This window comes from Enterococcus sp. LX10 (genome assembly GCF_023539285.1).
GTDB classification, from domain to species: Bacteria; Bacillota; Bacilli; order Lactobacillales; family Enterococcaceae; genus Enterococcus; species Enterococcus faecalis.
Map to the genome: position 1 here is coordinate 844,644 of NZ_CP092784.1, position 20,609 is coordinate 865,252.

19 protein-coding genes, 3 pseudogenes and 1 riboswitch are annotated in these 20,609 nt (G+C 31.8%); of the genes and pseudogenes, 18 read left to right on the forward strand and 4 right to left on the reverse strand.

The window, feature by feature from the left end; translation table 11 throughout:
• The first annotated feature begins 10 nt into the window (after nt 1–10).
• From MKZ30_RS04090 to MKZ30_RS04140, 12 genes and pseudogenes are all read left to right on the forward strand, one after another.
• A complete protein-coding gene (locus MKZ30_RS04090; protein ID WP_174126174.1) occupies nt 11–646 on the forward strand; it encodes a YitT family protein in 636 nt (211 codons plus the stop codon).
• On the forward strand, nt 636–1,535 hold the full coding sequence (locus MKZ30_RS04095; RefSeq protein ID WP_249958787.1) for a metallophosphoesterase family protein: 900 nt from the start codon (nt 636–638) through the stop codon (nt 1,533–1,535). The genes MKZ30_RS04090 and MKZ30_RS04095 overlap by 11 nt, the downstream gene beginning before the upstream one ends.
• An 824-nt stretch (nt 1,536–2,359) precedes the next feature.
• Nucleotides 2,360–2,518 carry a hypothetical protein gene (locus tag MKZ30_RS13390; protein ID WP_368754231.1) on the forward strand — a complete coding sequence of 53 codons (159 nt, stop codon included), beginning with the start codon at nt 2,360–2,362 and terminating at the stop codon, nt 2,516–2,518.
• Between the two features lie 316 nt (nt 2,519–2,834).
• The gene (locus tag MKZ30_RS04100) at nt 2,835–3,122 is read left to right on the forward strand and encodes an MFS transporter (protein ID WP_242696124.1); all 288 of its coding nucleotides are present in this window, start codon (nt 2,835–2,837) and stop codon (nt 3,120–3,122) included.
• A gap of 72 nt (nt 3,123–3,194) precedes the next feature.
• Nucleotides 3,195–3,330: riboswitch (FMN riboswitch) on the forward strand.
• Between the two features lie 117 nt (nt 3,331–3,447).
• Complete coding sequence (gene ribD / locus MKZ30_RS04105; RefSeq protein WP_407057405.1) at nt 3,448–4,506, forward strand: bifunctional diaminohydroxyphosphoribosylaminopyrimidine deaminase/5-amino-6-(5-phosphoribosylamino)uracil reductase RibD; 1,059 nt, start codon at nt 3,448–3,450, stop codon at nt 4,504–4,506.
• A 1-nt stretch (nt 4,507) separates the two neighbouring features.
• Nucleotides 4,508–5,128, forward strand: a complete 621-nt coding sequence (locus MKZ30_RS04110; protein ID WP_173950782.1) for a riboflavin synthase — start codon at nt 4,508–4,510, stop codon at nt 5,126–5,128.
• Entirely contained in the window at nt 5,129–6,310 is a 1,182-nt protein-coding gene (gene ribA / locus MKZ30_RS04115; RefSeq protein ID WP_202563077.1) for a GTP cyclohydrolase II, read from the forward strand.
• Nucleotides 6,311–6,325: 15 nt separating this feature from the next.
• Nucleotides 6,326–6,799 carry a 6,7-dimethyl-8-ribityllumazine synthase gene (gene ribH, locus MKZ30_RS04120; RefSeq protein WP_202563079.1) on the forward strand — a complete coding sequence of 158 codons (474 nt, stop codon included), beginning with the start codon at nt 6,326–6,328 and terminating at the stop codon, nt 6,797–6,799.
• A gap of 364 nt (nt 6,800–7,163) precedes the next feature.
• Nucleotides 7,164–7,984, forward strand: a pseudogene (locus tag MKZ30_RS13360) (glucosyltransferase domain-containing protein); the annotation flags it as partial.
• 420 nt (nt 7,985–8,404) lie between these two features.
• Nucleotides 8,405–8,944 carry a hypothetical protein gene (locus MKZ30_RS04130; RefSeq protein WP_249958789.1) on the forward strand — a complete coding sequence of 180 codons (540 nt, stop codon included), beginning with the start codon at nt 8,405–8,407 and terminating at the stop codon, nt 8,942–8,944.
• A gap of 324 nt (nt 8,945–9,268) precedes the next feature.
• Nucleotides 9,269–9,463, forward strand: a complete 195-nt coding sequence (locus MKZ30_RS04135; protein ID WP_202563089.1) for a CsbD family protein — start codon at nt 9,269–9,271, stop codon at nt 9,461–9,463.
• Between the two features lie 94 nt (nt 9,464–9,557).
• Nucleotides 9,558–10,238, forward strand: a pseudogene (locus tag MKZ30_RS04140) (IS6 family transposase).
• 738 nt (nt 10,239–10,976) lie between these two features.
• On the opposite strand, the gene MKZ30_RS04145 reads toward MKZ30_RS04140, so the two are convergent.
• Complete coding sequence (locus MKZ30_RS04145; protein ID WP_207435183.1) at nt 10,977–13,193, reverse strand: putative mucin/carbohydrate-binding domain-containing protein; 2,217 nt, start codon at nt 13,191–13,193, stop codon at nt 10,977–10,979.
• A 949-nt stretch (nt 13,194–14,142) separates the two neighbouring features.
• Between MKZ30_RS04145 and MKZ30_RS04150 the strand changes: the two genes are divergently transcribed.
• Nucleotides 14,143–14,304, forward strand: a complete 162-nt coding sequence (locus MKZ30_RS04150) for a hypothetical protein (RefSeq protein WP_202563092.1) — start codon at nt 14,143–14,145, stop codon at nt 14,302–14,304.
• Between the two features lie 364 nt (nt 14,305–14,668).
• Here MKZ30_RS04150 and MKZ30_RS04155 read toward each other — a convergent pair.
• A pseudogene (locus tag MKZ30_RS04155) lies at nt 14,669–15,347 on the reverse strand (IS6 family transposase).
• 465 nt (nt 15,348–15,812) lie between these two features.
• On the opposite strand from MKZ30_RS04155, the gene MKZ30_RS04160 reads away from it, so the two are divergent.
• From MKZ30_RS04160 to MKZ30_RS04180, 5 genes are all read left to right on the forward strand, one after another.
• Complete coding sequence (locus MKZ30_RS04160; RefSeq protein ID WP_207435175.1) at nt 15,813–17,147, forward strand: hypothetical protein; 1,335 nt, start codon at nt 15,813–15,815, stop codon at nt 17,145–17,147.
• A gap of 181 nt (nt 17,148–17,328) precedes the next feature.
• Nucleotides 17,329–17,961 carry an ATP-binding cassette domain-containing protein gene (locus MKZ30_RS04165; RefSeq protein ID WP_202563096.1) on the forward strand — a complete coding sequence of 211 codons (633 nt, stop codon included), beginning with the start codon at nt 17,329–17,331 and terminating at the stop codon, nt 17,959–17,961.
• Nucleotides 17,948–18,499 (forward strand): stage II sporulation protein M, encoded by a 552-nt coding sequence (locus tag MKZ30_RS04170; RefSeq protein ID WP_202563098.1) that lies wholly within the window; start codon nt 17,948–17,950, stop codon nt 18,497–18,499. Before MKZ30_RS04165 ends, MKZ30_RS04170 begins: the two co-directional genes overlap by 14 nt.
• Before the next feature lie 11 nt (nt 18,500–18,510).
• Nucleotides 18,511–18,999 (forward strand): hypothetical protein, encoded by a 489-nt coding sequence (locus MKZ30_RS04175; RefSeq protein WP_202563100.1) that lies wholly within the window; start codon nt 18,511–18,513, stop codon nt 18,997–18,999.
• Nucleotides 19,000–19,053: 54 nt separating this feature from the next.
• Complete coding sequence (locus MKZ30_RS04180; protein WP_033628158.1) at nt 19,054–19,248, forward strand: uberolysin/carnocyclin family circular bacteriocin; 195 nt, start codon at nt 19,054–19,056, stop codon at nt 19,246–19,248.
• A gap of 524 nt (nt 19,249–19,772) precedes the next feature.
• Here the strand turns inward: MKZ30_RS04180 and MKZ30_RS04185 are convergent.
• Nucleotides 19,773–20,153, reverse strand: coding sequence for a transposase (locus tag MKZ30_RS04185; RefSeq protein ID WP_317095568.1), 381 nt, complete (start codon nt 20,151–20,153; stop codon nt 19,773–19,775).
• Between the two features lie 142 nt (nt 20,154–20,295).
• Nucleotides 20,296–20,538 carry a transposase gene (locus MKZ30_RS04190; protein ID WP_202563104.1) on the reverse strand — a complete coding sequence of 81 codons (243 nt, stop codon included), beginning with the start codon at nt 20,536–20,538 and terminating at the stop codon, nt 20,296–20,298.
• Nucleotides 20,539–20,609 lie beyond the last annotated feature (71 nt).

The window sequence follows — 20,609 nt, forward strand, 5'->3', positions numbered from 1 at the left end:
TAGTGTAATAATGGGAAATTTTATAAAAAATAGTAAGTCGTTATTTAAAATTATAGGCGGAAATATCTTATTAGGAATAGCTTATTCAAAATGGATGAAACCGCGAGGAATAATTAATGGCGGAGTGACAAGCCTTGCGATGATTGTTAACAAGGTAACAGATGTTAATATTTTATATTTAACGTCTGGAATAACGATACTTCTACTTTTTGCTTCATTTTTCTTTTTAGGAAGGCAAAATCTTATTCGGTCTATTGTAAGTAGTGTGTGCTATAATATTTTTTTTAGTTTTTTTTATACGTTACCAATTAGAATAGAAATAAATTTGCCAGTTGATTTTATACTTGCAACTATTTTTATTGCAGTAGGATACTATTGTTGTCTTTCGGAAAATTCGTCAACTGTTGGAATGGATGTAATTGCGCTAGTTATCCATAAAAAAAATCCTAAAATAGCCATAGCTAAAGCTATTCGACTTTTAAATTACACTGTATTAGCTTTCGGCTTGCTTACTTATGGATTAATTTCAGTTGTAATCGGTATTATTTTTAGCTATTTTCAATCACTATTATTACATTATTTATTAAAGCAGAAAGAAAATAAAGATTTAAACAAAAAAGAAAGAGGTGATAGTAATGTCAGGTAAATTAGAAGGTTTCTTTTTAATTTCTGATAGTCATGTAGGCAATTCAGCAGTGGGAATGGAAGATCTTGCTATTGCTTTGAAAAACATGAAAAAAATAAATAAAAAAGCAAATCTTTTTCATTTAGGGGATCTAACAAATTATGGGGATTCAATCTATACAAAAAGTTGTTTAACTGAAATTTCAAATTTTTTTCCTGAAGCAATAATTACTTTAGGAAACCATGATGTCAGAGGAAGAAAAAATGGGCTTGCTGAGAATGTTGATAATGATGGTTGGATAGATTTTTGGAAAGTATTTTGGGATTCAAAAAAAGATACTTTAAATGATTCACGGTTCAATTCATTCAATCAAGTAAAAAGTATATTTTCTTCATTTAACAAAAAAAATTTTGGAGAGTATGAATACGATAATTGTTTAATTTTTTCTTTATGTACGGAAAGACCTTTAAAGGATAGCTGTTATTTAACAAGAAAACAATTGAACTCATTAGAAAAAACAATTGAAAAATCAAAGAAAGAAAAGAAAATAGTATTTATTCTGTCGCATCAGGCATTAAATAATACTCATTCTGGAAGCAATGATTTTCGTGGTTTTGGTCCACAGAATAGTCAAGTTGAGGCAATATTAAATAAAGCTAAAAACATTGTTTTTTTTAGTGGCCATATACACAATGGAATAGGATGTAATCAGATTATTAAGAAAAAATTTGGGTTTTTAGTAGATACACCTTCTTTCAGCTACCCTGAGAACGGTTTAATTGAGAAAGGAATAGGGTATTATATTACTTTAGAAAAAAACAAGATCAGAATAGAGCCTTACTTTTTAGGAAATATTGTAAACGAAACTTATAAAAAACTAGAAAAATATACAATAAGTATTACTTTATAGTCTGAAGAAGTATGTCAAGATAAATATGTAGCTTTCAAATTCAAACAATTTTTGTAATATCTTTTGCTATAGTTTTGTAATTTGTAAACATATTGATTCTATAAAAGTGGACTGTTAACAAAAACAAATGTATTGATCAAAAAAATTTAGACTTTTTATAGAGTGGAACAATCCACTCTATTTTTTATGCAGTTTTTTGTGTGAAACGTCGAAATTTTACTGGGCTTTTCCAATTAAGTATTCTTTGATTCTATAATGATTGTAATAATAAATATTGTTCGTATTGGTTTGTCGAAACTCATTTCGGCTTTGATAAACTTTTACACAATATACTTCTTATTTAGAATACTGAAGAAATTTCCCATAGAAGAATTATCTAACCATGCTCCTTTCCTAGCCATAGTTTGAAAGATACGGTCATACTTTAATATTTGGACCTAGTTGCCCGTTTAGTACGCCCAGACTTGATCAAAGTGTAAGGAGAACGAATTTTTATTAATACGGGTTAAAAAGCAATCAATTTACGCATAGAGAAGAAGATAATTCAACATTGATATATAGATTTTCTAGATAAGAAAATTGATATTAAGTGTGGTTTACCTATAAAACGAATCATATAAAGTTGTTTTTAAATAATATATATTTGAGCTGGTAAAGTAAAACAACAGAAGTGTCTGATTTGCTTGTAGCTATAGCTAGAAAATCCAATACAGATACCTCAGGCTTAAAAAATACAAATATAAAAACTGATAGTCATCGAGCTATTGTTGTAGATAAAATTTTTAAATATATATTTTTAAAATTATTAATAGGATATACCGCCATTGTGGTTTACTTTTCATATAGTAGGACGTTCCTCGATGGCGCTAGCAACTGCTTCAGATCAGGTGCAAAATTTCTTTCTAGGTGGAATGGCCGGTACGGTTACATTGAATTTTTTAATCAGTTTTATGTCCTATGCTCTAATTAAGCTAGAAATATGATAACTGGTTGTCATTTATGAGTAGATTTAATATGAAAACATTAAGTAAACATGGATAATACAAAAATCCGTATTATTTACAAGGCTCTGCTACAGTGTTTCTCTTTTTTGCATCTTGGGGAATTTAGTGGAGTTTTTACCAAGTTTGATTAACCTCTGATACTGGTTTAAGGATTATCTAGGATTCGAGTAAGTAAAAATTTTTTTATTAATTTGATACTAAGTGTACTACTTATGTTTATATATGTCATAGTGCAAGATAAACTTTTTATTAAACGAAGTTTACTCATATTCAGTGCAGTAATTGTCTCTCTCATTTGCCCCTTTTTCATCTTATTGTAACATGGATTGGAGCTCTTGTTTTATCGACAGTTTATTTATCTGCAGTAGGTATTTTAGAAGATACAGCAGAAAGATTCTCTAGAGTAATTGGTTTTTCTTGCGGTTACTCAAGAGCTTGGGAGTCTTTTGGATACGCATTATCAATATTATTAGCTAGTTTTTTATTTGTAAAAAATCCTAATCTTAACTTTTGGGACTGGAGTATGGTCGGTGTCATTCTTTTATTGAATAGAAACCCAAAGAAGAACGTGAAGCAGTATTAGCGATAGAGGAACTAATACATGAAAAGTTGACAAGTTATTTTCTAACTTGTATTCTGTATATGTTAATTGAATAGATTTCTTCGGGGCAGGGTGTAATTCCCGACCGACGGTGACGAGTAATTACTTGAAGTCCGTGACCCGCATTTTTGCGGTTGATCCAGTGAAACTCTGGAACCGACAGTTAAAGTCTGGATGGGAGAAGAAGAACTTAGTGGATATGATAGGAGGAGTGTGTCTTCTATTGTCATGTCTTCTTTAAGTCTGATTTTTTTACCAGCCCTGCGTGTATACGTAGGGCTGTTTTGTTTGGAAAGGAGGAATTTTCTTGCATGAAGCGTTTATGGAACTGGCGATTAAGGAAGCTAAAATGGGAGAGGGGAGAACCTTTACTAATCCTTTAGTTGGTGCAGTAATTGTCAGTGGAAATGAAATTATCTCAAAAGGTGCACACCTGAAATATGGCCAAGCACATGCTGAAATAAATGCAATTAATGCATGTAAGTCTCCCGAAAAACTACTCAATTCAACAATTTATGTAACCTTGGAACCTTGTGCTCATTATGGAAAGCAGCCACCCTGTACGCAGGCAATCATTGATTCAGGAATAAAATGTGTCGTAATCGGGCAGCTTGATCCTAATCCGCTGGTTTCAGGAAAAGGGGTGGATAAGTTAAGAGAGCAAGGTGTTCATGTAATAATAGGTATACTTGAAAACGAGGCACGAGACTTAAATATACATTATAACCACTTTTTTGAGAAGCAACGTCCGTTTGTTTCTTTAAAGCAGGCAATGTCATTAGATGGAAAAATTTCTTTAAGGCAAAAACGAACAAATCTTACTCAAAAGCAGGCATTTGAAAGAGTTCATGAAGAAAGAGGAGATTATCAAGCAATTTTGGTAGGAAGTGAAACGATTTTAATTGATGATCCGCTACTTTTAACAACAAGAAAATCTCAATTTCCACCTGTTCGTATCGTATTGGATAGAAGAGGAAGAATTTTGGCTAATTCTAAGTTAAGTATTTTTAAAGAATTTAGTGTCCCAGTATTGATTTTTACTGAAAAAGCTGGACATGCAAATCAATTACCAAAGCATGTAGAGGTTCTCTCTTTAACCTCCGTTACGATTCAGAATGTTCTAAATGAACTATACAAAAGGAATATTCACTCTGTTTATGTTGAGGGGGGCTCAGTCATTCATGATGCTTTTTTAGCCAGTGATTACTGGGACGAGATAATTTGTTACGTAGCACCATTACTTCTTGGTGGAAATAGTCTTCCAAGTATGTCGAGTAATCGAGTAAGCAATTCCGGAACCCCATTGAAATTTGTGAATATCGAAAAATTAGGCAGTGATCTTAAGATTGTTGGAAGGAGAGCGTAATATGTTTACAGGTTTGATTCTAGAAAAAGGGAAAATTCTTCGAATAAAGCATATGGGTCAAACAATTAAGCTGACTTGTCAAGCTTCTCGACAGTTGCTTGAAGATTATCAGATTGGTGACAGCATGGCGATCAATGGCGTTTGTTTGACTGCGGTTGAAAAAGCGAATCAACAGTTTACAGTGGATATTATGCCGGAAACCTTTCAGCGAACAACATTTTCACGATTGAAAATAAATGATGAGGTGAATTTGGAACGGGCGCTGCCTTATAATGGACGATTGGAAGGACATTTAGTCGCAGGGCATGTAGATGGTGTTACTCGTCTTAGAGAAAAAATAGTGCAGGAAAATGCCCTTGTTTTGACCTTTGATTTACCTAAAGAATTTCAGGGCGAAATTATTTCTCAAGGTTCTATCGCAATCAACGGAGTCAGTTTAACAGTCACACAAGTAGTTGCCACAAATTTTTCCATTAGCCTGATCCCTCATTCAAGGAAGCAGACAAATTTAGGCGAGTTAATGCGTGGAGAGTATGTGAATTTTGAAACAGATATGCTCGGGAAATATGTAAAAGCACAATTAAGTATATCTAAGTCAATAGAATGGAAGGAGCTGAATTAGTTGAGTAGAAAAAATATTCAGGAAGCAATTGAATTTTTAAGAAAAGGCAAGTTGATTGTGGTAGCAGATGATGATGATCGAGAAGCAGAAGGTGATTTGGTTGGTGTAGCAAATTTAGTTTCACCTGAAAGTGTCAACTTTATGGTTACATTTGCGCGAGGCTTGATTTGTACTCCTGTTTCAAAACAAATAGCTGATCGTTTGAAACTTAGAGAAATGGTAAAAGAGAATACTGACAGCTTCGGAACCGCATTTACCGTTAGTGTAGATCACCAAGAGACATCAACGGGGATTTCAGCTTATGATCGAGCAAAAACGATTGAAATTTTGGCAAAAAAAGAGAGTGTTTCGGAAGAATTTCATCGTCCCGGACACATTTTTCCACTAATTGGTAAAGAAGGCGGTGTTCTGGAACGAAGAGGGCATACGGAAGCAGCCATCGATTTAGCGAAACTTACAAATCAAAGTGAAGTAGCCTATATTTGTGAAATTTTAAATGAGGATGGAACAATGGCAAGAAGACCGCAATTAAAACAATTTGCCCAAAAACATAAGCTGCCTTTTATCACAGTGGAAGAATTAGTAAACTACCTAAACGCAGAAGAACCGGTAACAGTGAGCCTTCCTACTGCATTTGGCGAATTTGACCTGACTCTTTTTGAAGACCAACAAGCTAAGGAACATTTGCTATTATCAAAAGGAGAGATTCGACAGTCTAAAGAGCCGTTGCTAATTCGTGTGCATTCTGAATGTCTGACAGGTGATGTTTTTGGCTCCCATCGTTGTGACTGTGGCGAACAATTGCATGAAGCAATGCGAATGATTGAGAAAAAGGGAAGAGGAGCCATTTTATATCTTCGCCAGGAAGGTCGTGGGATTGGTTTAAAAAATAAATTACATGCATATCAACTACAGGAACAAGGCATGGATACGTTTGATGCAAATTTGGCGCTTGGTTTTAAACCAGATGAAAGAGATTATCAGTTTGCAGCAGAAATACTGGATGCTTTGGGTGTAGAAAAAATTGACTTAATCACGAATAATCCTGAAAAAATAGAGCAATTAGAAGCTCTTGGAATAAATATCAATAAACGGATACCTCTGGAAATTCCAGCAGTGAAGGAGAATGAAAACTATTTAAAAACAAAAAAACAAAAATTTCATCATTTACTAACTATTTAAGAGAGGAAGAAACATATGGCAACGTTTGAAGGACAGCTTAATGGAAAAGATATGAAAGTGGGTATTGTAGTTGCACGATTCAATGAATTTATTAACGCAAAGCTATTGAGTGGAGCAATGGATAATCTAACTCGTCATGGTGTACTAGAAGAAAATGTTGATATTTATTGGGTACCCGGTGCATTTGAAATTCCTTTTATAACCCAAAAATTAGTTAAAAGTAAAAAGTATGATGGCTTAATTACCTTAGGAACCATCATCAGAGGAGCAACGACACACTATGAATTGGTAAGCAATGAAGTCGCAAAAGGAGTGGCTCATATTGGTCTGGAATCAAAAATTCCTGTAATGTTTGGTGTGTTAACAACTGAATCCATTGAACAGGCGATTGAGCGATCTGGAACAAAGGCAGGAAATAAGGGAGCAGATGTTGCTCAAGGGTTGATTGAAATGATTTCTTTGAATAAAATAATAGTAGGATTGAGATGAAAAAATTACAGCAGTCATACTTCATTTCAAATGGCACAGCTTTCCAAAATTTGATTTACTAATTTGGACGTTTTTTTAAGTTAGCTTAATTTTGGCAGAGTTTTTGTACTAAGAAAAATCTAATTAATATGTAAAAATGAAAACAACTCAAAATAATTGAGTGGGTTTTGTTTAGCTTAAGGGATAAGCAAACAAAGTAGAAAGTGTCCAGAAAAAGGAATAGTTCTGGGCACTCTTTTTTGTATAAAATTTATACGGAAGTAATTTTATATCGTGTACACAAGTCTGTAACAAAATCTATGTTCAGATAAAAATAGGGAGTCAATGAATTTTAGAACCATTAATTTTAGGTGTCAGAAACTTTTATCTTATTGAAACGAAATTTAATCCTAGAATAGCAACACTCGCGATATTACAACAATCGCAAGTGTTAAGGATATACCTAAAACAAACCTGGTTAATAGTCAAATGTATCTGTCAAAAATAACTGAACAGAGTACAAAACTATGGATACTTTTGTTTGTTATTCTAGTAATTTTCTTTGTTTTAAGTACGGTTCTTAATGGGAAAGTATCGCCTGTTAAAAGCTTTTTATACGCAGTATTATTTCTATTTTTAGGCTCTATTTTGAGTTACGGGGTCTTTTTAATCTTTCCGGAAAAACTTTTGTTAATTTCGCCTAGATACGGCTATGGATTTAGTTTTTTTGTAGTTTCAATTATCATGCTTACTTTGGCAAATACTTCTAAAAACGTGCTAGGATATGTGTCAAAAACAGCGGTTTGTCTTTTCTGTGTTTATCTTTTATCTTTTACATTTGTTTATGCTAGTGCGTTAAGCCACCAAAAGGAATCTTTTGAACGACAAAGTATGATATTAACCGATGATTTAAAAGACCTAGTGAACCGTGACACGGTGACCGTGCATAGTACGTCTTTATTTAAGGATTCGCCAGTATTTGTCAATAGTTCGAAGAATTATCCTATATTAAAAGAACTGGTTCCACCAAATGAAGCCCTTTATTGGCCAAATCAGTTTTTATTTAGAACGTACACTGGTTTAAACGTGAACATGGAGATCTTTGATATTAACGCATAGAATAAAGAAGAAAGTGAGTTAATGAAATCTAATTATTACCATGACATTTATGTAAAAGATTCAGAAGTATTTGTTCATGTTAAATAATCCTGAAATAAAAGTAATATCAAGGCAATTGAAAGGCCAAGATAGATACTGTAAAATAAAAATAGCTATTTCAGATTTAACTATTTTCTTACAGACTGAATGAATCAATCGTTTAGCTCTATGATTATTCGTTAGAAATGAAAGGCTAAAATAAGTTATAACCTTAGAGACTGTCTTCCCCCAAGAGACAGTCTCTATTATATATTTAACTCATTTTTTTGGTTAAAATGAAATGGCTAAGAGCCGAAGAAACTTCAATCCTAACAGTATTGTGGTTTTTTAGGATGGGATAAACGTTAAATAGGGATTTTTATCATATACTGCCTTGTAATATGCTATTGTTTAAGCGTATTATACTAATATATATTTAGGAGGATTATTCAGTTGAAACAAACAAAATTTTGTTTGTTTGGTGCAGCTGTGATACTAGGTGTTACCCCGATTGTAATTACTGGCACAAATGTATACGCTGACGAAAGAACTCCAGAACAGCAACCCAGTTTATGGGATATTGAGGAAGAAACGAATCCTATTTATGATACGAAACCATCTAATGATAATCTCCCAGAAAATGTTACTTTAGAGTACACAGAAGAAGGACCTAGTGTAACTGTCTATGAAGAAGGTACTACCCAAAAAAATAGAGCTGCAAGAGCGGCAGTATATCGTTGGGGTGGTTGGGAATACACCAACATAGCTCTGCCTACAGGAACAGTGGCACATGCTATCAATTTGGCAGTTAATGGCGGAATAGGAATTGTAGCTTCAACAGTAGGTATTCCTGCAAGTGCTGTTACTGGTTTACTAGAAGGTGCTAATTGGTTAGGAATAGGTGGTGCTCCTGGAGATGCAGTTGCTAAAAAATGGGATAGAAATGGGAATGGTTGGGTAGGATTCTATCATCAGCGTGGGTGTGATGCTGCAGGTAGAGTTGTAGCGACTAGGTACAAAACAGAGTAATTATGAAAAAACTTAAAGAGCTTAATAAAAACCACCCATATCTATTTATTTTTTTAATAGTGTTAATCGGTAACTTAATCGGAACAATGGTCTACCTATCTCTAAAAATTTCTATCAAAGGATCCTTATACTCAAATAGTATTATTGTATTCCTCATTGGATGTCTGCTAAAAAAATGGGAGAAAAAGTAATACTTTGTCTATAACAAAATAACCTTAAAATTTTGTGAGCATCAGCGTCAATAAATCCATTGACAGGGAAACAAAGAATTAGCGTCTTTAAAAGTAATAAATAACTAAAACAAAATATCAGGAGGAATTTACCATGACAGATAAAGGGACAACAGATAAAATCAAAGGAAAAGCAAAAGAAGTCACAGGAGACGTTACTGGAGATGATAAACAAAAAGCAGAAGGCTTTTTAGATCAAGCCATCGGTAAGGTGAAAGAAGTCGCTTCTGACGCGAAAGACAAAGTGGAAGATGTTGTTGAAGCTGCAAAGGAAAAACTGGATAAATAATTCCGTAAAAGACAGACCGGTTCTGTTGCAAAGTTTTTCAATAAAGTCTAATTAGTGTAAAATCTAGTTAAAAAGACTTGGGAGAAACGAAGTAATGAATCATTTTAAAGGGAAGCAATTTCAAAAAGACGTGATTGTAGTAGCCGTGGGCTACTATCTTCGTTACAACCTGAGTTATCGTGAAGTGCAAGAAATTTTGTTTGATCGTGGCATACATGTTTGTCATACAACTATTTATCGTTGGGTACAAGAATATAGCAAAGTCCTGTATCAACTTTGGAAGAAGAAAAATAAATAATCCTTTTATTCGTGGAAAATGGACGAAACCTACATTAAAATCAAAGGAAAGTGGCATTATCTCTATCGCACAATCGATGCGGATGGTTTAACCTTAGATATTTGGCTACGAAAAAAGCGAAATACACAAGCAGCCTATTCTTTTCTCAAGCGATTGAAAAAACAGTTTGGAGAACCTAAGGTCCTGGTAACAGACAAAGCACCTTCTATTAGAAGTGCCTTTAAAAAATTACAAAAGAAGGGGGTGTACAGCAAAACAGAACACAGAACAGTGAAATATTTGGACAATTTGATTGAACAAGATCATCGTCCATTTAAACGGCGAAGTAAATTTTATCGAAGCCTCCGTACTGCCTCAGACACAATCAAAGGTATGGCAACGATTCGAGGAATCTATAAAAAAATCCGAAAAGAAGGACCGCTCTTCGGTTTTTCCGTTTGCATTGAAATCAAGAGTTTATTGGGAATCTCAGCCTAAGGCACTGATTGAATGGGGTCAGCATACTTCTTCTTTAAACTTTGCAACAGAACCTTCGTAATTATTTTAATTATGAGTGGTTTAAAGATGCTTCACTTAAGTTTTAAAATTATTTTTATGAGGTGTATTAATATGCATATGAAAAAGGTAAAATGGAGATTTTTTAAAAAGTATTGGTTTGTTGCTGCTATAGTATGCTTGTATTTTGCTTACTTTCAAGAAATTCTTGATTGTTATCCTTTTGTGGGGCTATTTCTTATTTTGTGGTTATTAGAAGATAAGTAATTACCTGTGGTGCTAGTTGACTTTAGATTTCGATAAGACCGACATTTCATGTGTCAGAATCCCAACTTTACATTTTTTGCACATACCAAAAAGATAGAAGGATTTATGGTAGCTTTTCTATCCTTTGTGTTTAATTTCAAAGCGTGACTTTTCGTATCGTCGATCCCATACCCATTTTTAAATACAGAAAGCGGCACTACGAATAAGACACAACCCAGTTGTGTCTTGTTCTTAATTTAAAACTAGCAGGTCAGAAACTTCTAAGTTTTTGATCTCTTTGTTTTTTAGTGCTATATTGGATGCTATTTTCCTTTTTAAATGGCAAAAATTTTATTTTTATTTGGCATAGATAATTCTTGATCTGATAATTGCATATAGTATGAGAAATAAAGCTAACAGATAGTAAGAATACTGCTTGCTATCTGTTAGCTTTATAAACGTCCTTATTAAGTATTACGAAAATAACACTGAAAATTTTTCAATATATTGTGCTTTATACGGCTCATCCAAAGCCTGAATTGCATGTAACAATTGTTTTTTTTCTGACGATAGTTCAAATGATATCGGATATAATTCTTCTTGCTTTAAAAGAACGTTCCCGCTTTCATCAATTTTACGAATTAAATCTTGCTGAGGATCATTTTTCAGCGTTTGGTTTTGTAATCCAAACTTTGTGACAACCCAATTATTTGTGTTTTTCGTTTTATCAATAATATTTTCTAAACAAGTTAAGCGTCCTTTTGTCTCTGCATGGAAGATTTCAACCACATCACTTTCTTCTAGTTTAATCTTATCTGTTCCAACTTCCGCGTTCGTTCCTTCGACAGATTTTTCATATTTTGTTTCTCCCTTTGAATTCTTTATAGTGACTTTCGTATATAACTCTCCTTGAAAATAACTATGTGGGTTTGCATTGGTAATTGAAACAGTGGCTTCTTGATTATTCAGATTAGTTGAAAATGAACCAAAGTTTGCATTACCTAAACCAAGAAAATTTAATTGTTGGTTCAGTAAAGAACTCCTATTGATTTTTTCTACGTTAAGACTTGAAGTATTTTCAGCATCTTTAACATATACATAGAGAGTTTTTGGCACATAATTTTTCATTTGCTCACCATAAAATTCTAAGTGATATACGCCATTAGGGATATTTTTAAATGTCAGTTTTCCTTCTTGAATATCTTGCGTAGCTAGTTCTTGTTTACCATCTTTTAAAGCTACTTTTACACCATTCAACTCATTAATATTTGTTGTATTTAATTGTATCGTAAGATTTCCAGCTAAATTAAGAGAGGATATTTCAGCATTACTAACCATCTCAAAATTTGAGTTAATTAAATAAGAAGGGTCTATTAATTCACGTGCACGAGCAAGTTCACTTTCTGGAACAATGTCAGCTAAAGAAGCAATGGCTGGGAATCCAGAAACGCGGTTCTTTTCTCCTTGAGAATCATTAACAGATAAGCCCCATCTTTCTAAAACGGGGGTGAAATCTTGCTTACTATTTTCACTATAAATACGATTCATTAAATCTGGTAAAGGATAATCTGCTCTATTGAAATTTTGCTGGTTTGCTAACTTACGGTATTCTTGATACATTTTCGTGAATGAATTATCACCAGCTTTTTGCTTCAACAAAGATAACAGAATCAGTTTTTCTCGTAGACCTACCGAATCATAGGATCCTTCTTGATATATCATTTTCGTGTAAAGATCAGTATCCACTTTTTCTTTATTTCCATAATCAAATAACCAACCGATATTATCGGCTTCTTTTCCATATTTATTGTATTGATACTGTACACCAAATAAATTATTGGATACTTCTCCTGTATACATTCCTACACCATCAAATCCTGCTTGATAGCCATGAGCAATTTCATGTAACGTCCCCCAACTGTTTTTTGTCAACCACATGTCGATTGTATCATAGCTATTTGCTGTCCAGTTAGTGCCATAGTATGCGCCGCCCGCACCATTCTTATCTGCTTTTAAAAAATAACGATTTTGTCCATTTTTGTTTACATCAGAAGAGCTATCGAATCCAGCAATTTGATTGTAGTAAGAAAATAAGTCATTATAATGCTCGATTAATTGATCTATAGACTGAAAATCTTTTAAATTTCTTACGCTTTCTTTGTCTTTTTTAGGTATCAGTAATTGAAAATCTACCCCTTTAACCAACGCATAATTTCCATCAAACTTATCCCATGTATTAAAAAATTCATCTCTATTATTGTGGTATTCATAAATTGGTAAAGGCTTTTGTGATTTAAAATCATTAATTTCATATTCTAATTGTGCAGCATTGTCTCCATAAGGTGTGTCAACAAACGGTACCAAGGGATCCGATGCCTGAATAGTTATCCAATCTGTACCGACTTGTACACTCTTTTCTATTTTAGAGTCATTCCCTAATAATTTAACCGTCAATTTATCTTTAAAATTAGGATTTGTTTGCCTCATCTTTAATTCCGTATTTTCTCGCAAGATAAAACCTAAATCTTGCCGATCATGATTTTTTCCTTTGCTCATTCCAGCATTAAAAATCCATGTAGGTTCCGAAATATTAAAAATCTCCTTTTTCTCAATTCCTTGTGCTTCTACATTTAAAGAAAATAAACAACCCATAACTAGTAGTACAAACACAAATAAACTACTTTTTCTCATAAAATCCCTCCCATAACTTATTCTTTTATATAATATTAGATTAAACGATATTATTAGTATTAGCAAACGATAAACTGAACGTCCAGAAAATCAGGATTTTTAGGACACGAGAGAAATAATACAAAAAGATGACAAACAGATGCATAGCGTATCTTTTCTTCCAAATATTTAATTGACCCCTACATAGAGAAAAATTAAAAGAAAATAGCGGTTTCTTCCTTACTACAACCGCCACCTGAAGAAAGCCTTTTTTCACAAGGAAAAGGTCAAGAGCATTGGTTCTGTGGCATGTTTTTTGTCCGCTTCACTTGGTTGCAGGGATGATTTTTCCAGTGAGCGACTTTGTGTCCGTTGTCTTTTCACTGCACGCCCGAAACCTCAAGCTCACACCATAACAGCAAACAACGAAAGGAGGCTCATACAAAAAAATGCCGAACCAACAAAATCAAAAGAACATCCCTTCCTAAGTCTTCAAAAAAATGAATTGTCAAAAGCCAGAATCAAAACCAAAAGAAGGAAAATCAAATGAACAAAGAATAAGTCCTTAAAACATTAGATTCACTAGCTTACGCAATGGAAAAACTAGAAAACGGAATTGTCCGCTCTGAGGTTAACGAAGAATTAGAGCAAATGTTGGAATTAATGAACAAAGACTGGAACGAACTTTATATCGTTATTGGTAAATAGTGGGAAGAATATCGGAATAACGCCCTTGAAAAGTAAAAAAAGAAACCACTTGCTATGAACAAAAGATTTCTAAAAAGGTAGTTATACTTGAAAAATCGATGTATCACAAGTGTAACTTACCTTAGTTCCATTGACAAGTACCAAAAAACAAATCAAAAAAAGAGAAAGCAGGTAAGAATTATGACACTAACAACCGAAACATTTCAAAACTTTTTACGGAGCAAGCAACAGATTCTGGTTTTTTTAAGAGGAAGAACAGGTCATGTCCCTAGTTAAAATAAGTATTGAATCTAAAAATAATCGCTTCTTTTTAATTTACCTCAATCCATTTATTGGGGAAAGCGACAATTTAGGTGTTCTAATTGGCTTATATGATAAAGAATTAGATACACTTCGACTATTTGCTCGTTATTATGTTGAATGACACTTAAAATTGAGAGAAGTGAGCTCTTTTTATACATATTGTTGCCAGATACCAAAATCAGAGAATACATGCATAAAAAAAGATATGTAAAAGTTATGTAGCATTTTTTTAGCGTGATGGTCATGATGATGAGGTATACCATATAAGGGGAAATATGGTTTATTTAAGGAATTTAGATTGGTGAAGAATAGTTAGTTAAATATACTGAATAATAGTAAGAAACACGAATTTCTAGTCAATTTTAAAAACAACCGAGTAAAATATCTTAGTCTGCCAAGATTAACGACTTATGATTTTTCAAGCATAAAACGGTTCTGTTGCAAAATTTCAAAAAATAGAGAGTGTCTCCTAGAATGGCTTTGTTTTAAGTTGAAATATCCAACAACTGCTTGATTTCAAACGTCACTGAAAAACCGAAAAAGTTCCTTCTTTTCGACTTTTCTTATAGATTCCTCGAATCGCTTCCGTGCCCTTAAACGTAGTGGAGGCGGTACGTAAACTTTGATAAAATTTATTCCGGCATTTGATGGGACGATGATTTTGTTCAATCAAATTGTTCAAATATTTCACTGTTCGGTGCTCTGTTTTTTGATACAACTCCTTTTTTGTAATTTCTTGAATGTTGCTTTGATTGATGGCGCTTTGTCTGTTACGAGAACCTTTTGTTCTACGAACTGCTTCCTAAATAGTTTAAGAAAGGCATAGGCGGATTATGTATCTCGTTTCTTACGCAACCAAATGTCTAAAGTTGATCCACCTGCATCAATTGCTCGATATAAGTAATGCCACTTTCCTTTAATTTTGATATAGGTTTCGTCCATTTTCCATGAATAAAAGGACTGCTTATTTTTCTTTTTCCAAGTTTGATAGAGTCTCTTTCCGTATTCCTGAACCCAACGATAAATCGTCGTGTAGTATACATGAATTCCACGATCATGCAGGATTTCTTGAACTTCACGATAGCTGAGGTTGTAATGAAGATAATTGCCTCCGGCTACAATAATCACATCTTTTTGAAATTGTTTATCTTTAAAATGATCCATATTCGTTTCCCAGTCTATCTGTTTCCTAAATTTTATCCTAAATTGGGCTTATCGGAAAACTTAGCAACAAAACAATTAATTTTAATAATTTAATGCAAACTAGACTATTTAATTTTAAAGATAACAAAATATAGTATTTTAACCTTTCTGGAGCAAAGCACCTTATAGACCTTAAATAGATGGGATCTTCCTATATGTTGCTACGCTTAATAAATTAATAGCTACTTCACTTTAAGGAAATATTGATTAATTAAAATTTTTATCATAATTAATTATATTAAAGGTTAATCGAAAATATTGCTTGGAAGATGCCATAACACGAATAGGAGGATGTTTGTCATTGATAATCACACATATTACTTTTATTTAAAAAAATTGTTACTTAGTTTCTTTTACTTATTGAATTGCTACAGGAGAAAGATAGAGTGTTACTATAACAAAATTTTACCGGGGTTATTAATCTATTTGGGGGATAAAAAAATTAAACTGTTATCACTTGTAATAAGTTTTTTCTTTTTATGCATGTCAATTGTTCCGTTAATTTTTTTATTAATACTTTCAACAAATAAATTATTATATCCATTAGTAATAGTTGTCTTTTGGAAAATTTTCATTACTGGAAATAAAATTTCTGTATTTAAATTTTCTCATCCTGAAAGTTTTTATAGTTTGAAAATTAAAAGAGCGACTTCTAGTAATATATATAAAATTTTATCGGTAGTAACCGTTTTAGACATATTATTTTTTTTATTAACCATTGTGTTTTTTTTATCTAGAACGATTATATTCATGTCAATTAGCGATCTGTTTATGCTGTTATCAATAGTCATTTCTATTTATTTTATGATGGAAGGTAAACAAGAGCATATATATCTTATTTTATGTATTACTATTGTAAGCTTGAGTATATTCATTAAAAATCATATGTTGAATATTCCCGATGCAGTTAACATGAATAAATATTTGTTGTATCTTAATGTGAATGCTGAAGCTTTTTTACCGGTTTTTACAGGCATAGTAATTATTTCGGCTGTTTTAATATTCGTAATAGATATTTTATACTCAAGACAAAGTCTATCTATTACAAAAAAATTTCATTTTGGTCTAGATAGAGGATATACATCCTTTATTAATTACGTAAAAACCCTGCCTGCAACAAAAAAATTAATGATTTTCTTTCCATCGGACTTATTAGTAATAATACTTATCTTGACATTATGGAATTACTCAGAAAAGCAAGCTGTATTCCCTATGATTGCTTGTTCATTTGCTATATTGAGTACTAAACAATTTTTAAATCAATATGCTTATTTTTTTCACTTTTTTGTTAACGAGAGGGAAAGGATTTCGTTTGAAAAAATACAAAAAAATAACTTGAAGATTTTCACATGGAAAATCAAACTTTTATTATATGCTAAAAGCTTATATATGAGTACTATATTTTTTTCGTATTATTTTAGTTTTAATAATATAACTTTAAAAGATTCAGTTTTTTTAGCAATTTGTGTATTTCTGGGAGTGATTTTGCCAGTCTTAGATGAAAAATTAGTAATAGTTACTTGGAAAACAGTATCTATAGTTGGTGAAATAAAATACAGCGTTAATTTTGATGCTCTAATCATTATGGTTTTAGTTCTATGCGGAGCAATTGTTGATCAAATTATTAGAACAGGAAATTCAATTTATTTAGATTACTTTTATTTATTTACTGCTCTACTACTAATTGTTCTTACATGTTTTAAAATGTGTTTGCTAACTATTAACTTGAAAATGAGGAGGAAACTATATGACCACATTTAATTATTTGTTTGATATTATCGTTATAGGATATTCAATACATTTGATACTGAAATTTAGGACAATGTACAACAAAACAAGTGAGTCTAAATATAAATGGTTGAGCTATATATTTGTTATTGTTTTATTTTTGATTGTTCTAGGGGCTTGTTTACAATTAATGAATTTATAATGGGGAGAAACTATGAGTCTTTTACAGATAGAAATTAGAAACAGCAGCTATGATAAAAAAAATATAATATTAAAAAAAGTAGACATTAAATTAAATAAACATGGACTTTATTTTGTAAGTGGAAGAAACGGCTCAGGTAAGTCAACATTATTTAAAAGTTTACTAGGAGATATCGATGTTGAGGTACACAAAGTAGATATAGATAATACTATTATTAAAAAAAGGTCAGACAAAATAGTTTGTATAAATGATGAATTTGTGGGTTATGAATTTTTAAAGGTCAAAGAGTATTTAGTTTATATATCATTACTTTTCAATGTAAAAGTTACGGAATTGATGATAACAAATTTATTATCCGAACTAGAATTAATAGATTACAATTATAAATTAATAAAAGATCTTTCTCAAGGAAATAAACAAAAATTAGCTTTTATTGCTACAATTATAACTAATAGTGAAATTATATTGTTTGACGAGGCTTTTGAGCATATTGATAAATATGCAATGGAAGTTGTAAAAAGAAAACTTACAGATTTGTCAAATAATCATTTTATATTTTTAATTTCACATACAAGAATACTTCACGAACTATCTAACGAAGAATTAATAGTTAAGGACGGTGAAATACATTTTGAATCACATTGAAAAGTATTTTATTCCGTCTAACAAAATTGCATATGCAGCTTTTGTATCATCTATAGGTATTATTTCAGGTATCATGTTAGGATTGCTTTTTCAAACACAATCTTCTTCAGAGAATATAGTTCAAATTATAACTAGTTATAATTTTTTGGATAATATATATGAGATATTTATGAATAACCTTCGGATTAGTATAATTACAATTGTTTTAAGCATAACATTTTATAGCGGAGCAACACTGTTAACTTTTGTGAATTTATACATTTTTAGTTATTCGGCTACCATAAACACCATTCAAAATGGAATTCAGAATACCCTTACTAAATATCCTCATTCCATTTTAGAATTACCTGCAATAATCATTTCTTTAGCAATTTCATATTATATATCAGATATTTTAATGGCTTATTTAAAAGACAAATCAAATTATGTTTATAATGATAAGGGGAAAAAAATTACAGTTAGTTTCATATTTGTCATATTTTTATTGCTACTGAGTTCGATTATAGAATCTTCATTAATATATTTTAATTTTATTTAGGAGGAGAAACGTTGCAAAAGATAGAAAAAAATCTATTTAAAACATTTTTTTATATTAGCTTATTTATATATGGGGTGACACTTATATTGAAGTTAATTGAACTTCCAGAAAATACTTTAGAAGCGGTGTCAATCGACCAACAACAACTAACAGGAGTAATAATATTAGGTGCCATATTCTCTATGGTTTCTTTAATTGTAATAATTCTATTAGAATATATTATATTAAAATACTTATATAAAAAAATATTTCAAGAAGAAGCATTAATTTTATTCAAAAGAATTTTTTTTGTTGACTATTCTATCAAGTTAATTGTTCTCACTGTGAGTAACTTGATATTAATAGTTGGTAAGTATCAGATTTCTAGTTGGGCTGTTACACTATTCTTGATAATAGTGATTGGCCTTACTAATTTCAAATTGTTTAGCCGGATATCTAGCGTGTCCTTGAAGAGTAAAGTAATATTAATTATTTCTTTTTCGTTAATAGCTTTATTGTAATAACTAGTTGCGGATTTAATAGCAGGGTACATGTATAAACAAGGAGGAATATTCATGGTATATGACTTAGTAGCATATGGTATTGCGCAGGGAGTAGCTGAAAAAATTGTGGGTTTAATTAACGCAGGATTGACAGTTGGATCTATAATTTCGATTATTGGTGGGGCAACCGCTGGTTTAGCTGGTGTATTCGCTGCTGTAAAAGCAGCTATTGCGAAACAAGGAATTAAAAAAGCTATACAATTATAATTTTAAAAATTTTTATGTTTTTTGAAACTACCTACTATATTTTATAGATAGTCTTGATTATTGAATTTAGTTATAAGATGAATGCATAACATATATTGAAAACATGTACCCTGCCATTAAATCCGCAACGTCGTATGTTAGTGTGTTAAACAAATCAGTCCTATGGTGTAAGGAGCCCGATACTAAAAGTTTACTACAACTTAGTCGAGGTAGATATTTCAATGAAATATGAAGAAATATTTAAACAACATTGTACAATTTAGTTGTTAAGGAAGGTAGTACTGAAGTAATCTTGACAAAAAAGTTCATTTAATCAAGTAATCAAAAAAATGAATTGTTGTTTATGAAGCCAATCATGCAGGCAAACCAGGTAGATTTAGAGGGATGACAAATGAAACTTTATAAAAAGACTTAAACTTATTAAAAAGTAAAATAAATTTCTAATAAAAGATTAAATTGATTATAAATTTACAATCTTAATATATTTTGAAAAAATCTAATTTAGTTTAGGGCGTGTTTGAAACTTATTTTTTTAGAATAAATATAGTGACAAGATAAATAAATCCTATGAAAGATTCCATTAATTTTTCGTATCTTGTGGCAATTCTGTGGAATTGCTTGATTTTACAAAAGAAACGTTCTATTAAGTGTCGTTCTTTATAAATGTTCCAATCGACAGTCCATTTTTCTTTTGCATTAGACTTTGGGGAAATGGTGTAAGTCGCTCCTTCGCGTTTGATAAACTCACGAATTGCAGAAGAATTATAGGCTTTATTTGCTAGAATATTGTAGCCGTTGATATTGATATTAGATAGCGTGTGTATGGCATAACTACCATCATAAATATTTCCTGAAGAGAGCTGAAAGGATACCAGATTCTCCAATCCATCAACAATTGCATGGATTTTGTTATTTTCCCGTCTCTACTTAAACCAATGTACTGATTCACTTCTGAATTTTCAGCCTTTTTTTTGCACCAACTCTATGCTGATGGACTTTTATAGAAGTTTAATCAATACTAAAATTTTCTGTATTCGGATCTTTTGATTATTTAAGAAATAACTGCTCCAATAGTCCTGACTTTTGCCAGTTTTTAGAACGAGAATAGACGGTTTCAAACGGTCCATTATATGCTGGTAGAGCTCTCCATGGTGTGCCCTTCCGTGCAATCCATAGGATTGCTTCAAACATTAATCGATGATCTTTTTGGGGTCGGCCAGTTCTATAAGGTGGAAATGATTCTTTAATTTGAAGCCGTTGTACATCAGAAAATTCACGTTTTTTTCTCATTTTAAGGCACCTCTGAATAGAGATTAACATGAACGACTGATAGTTTTCAAACACGCCCTAGATTTTTAAAA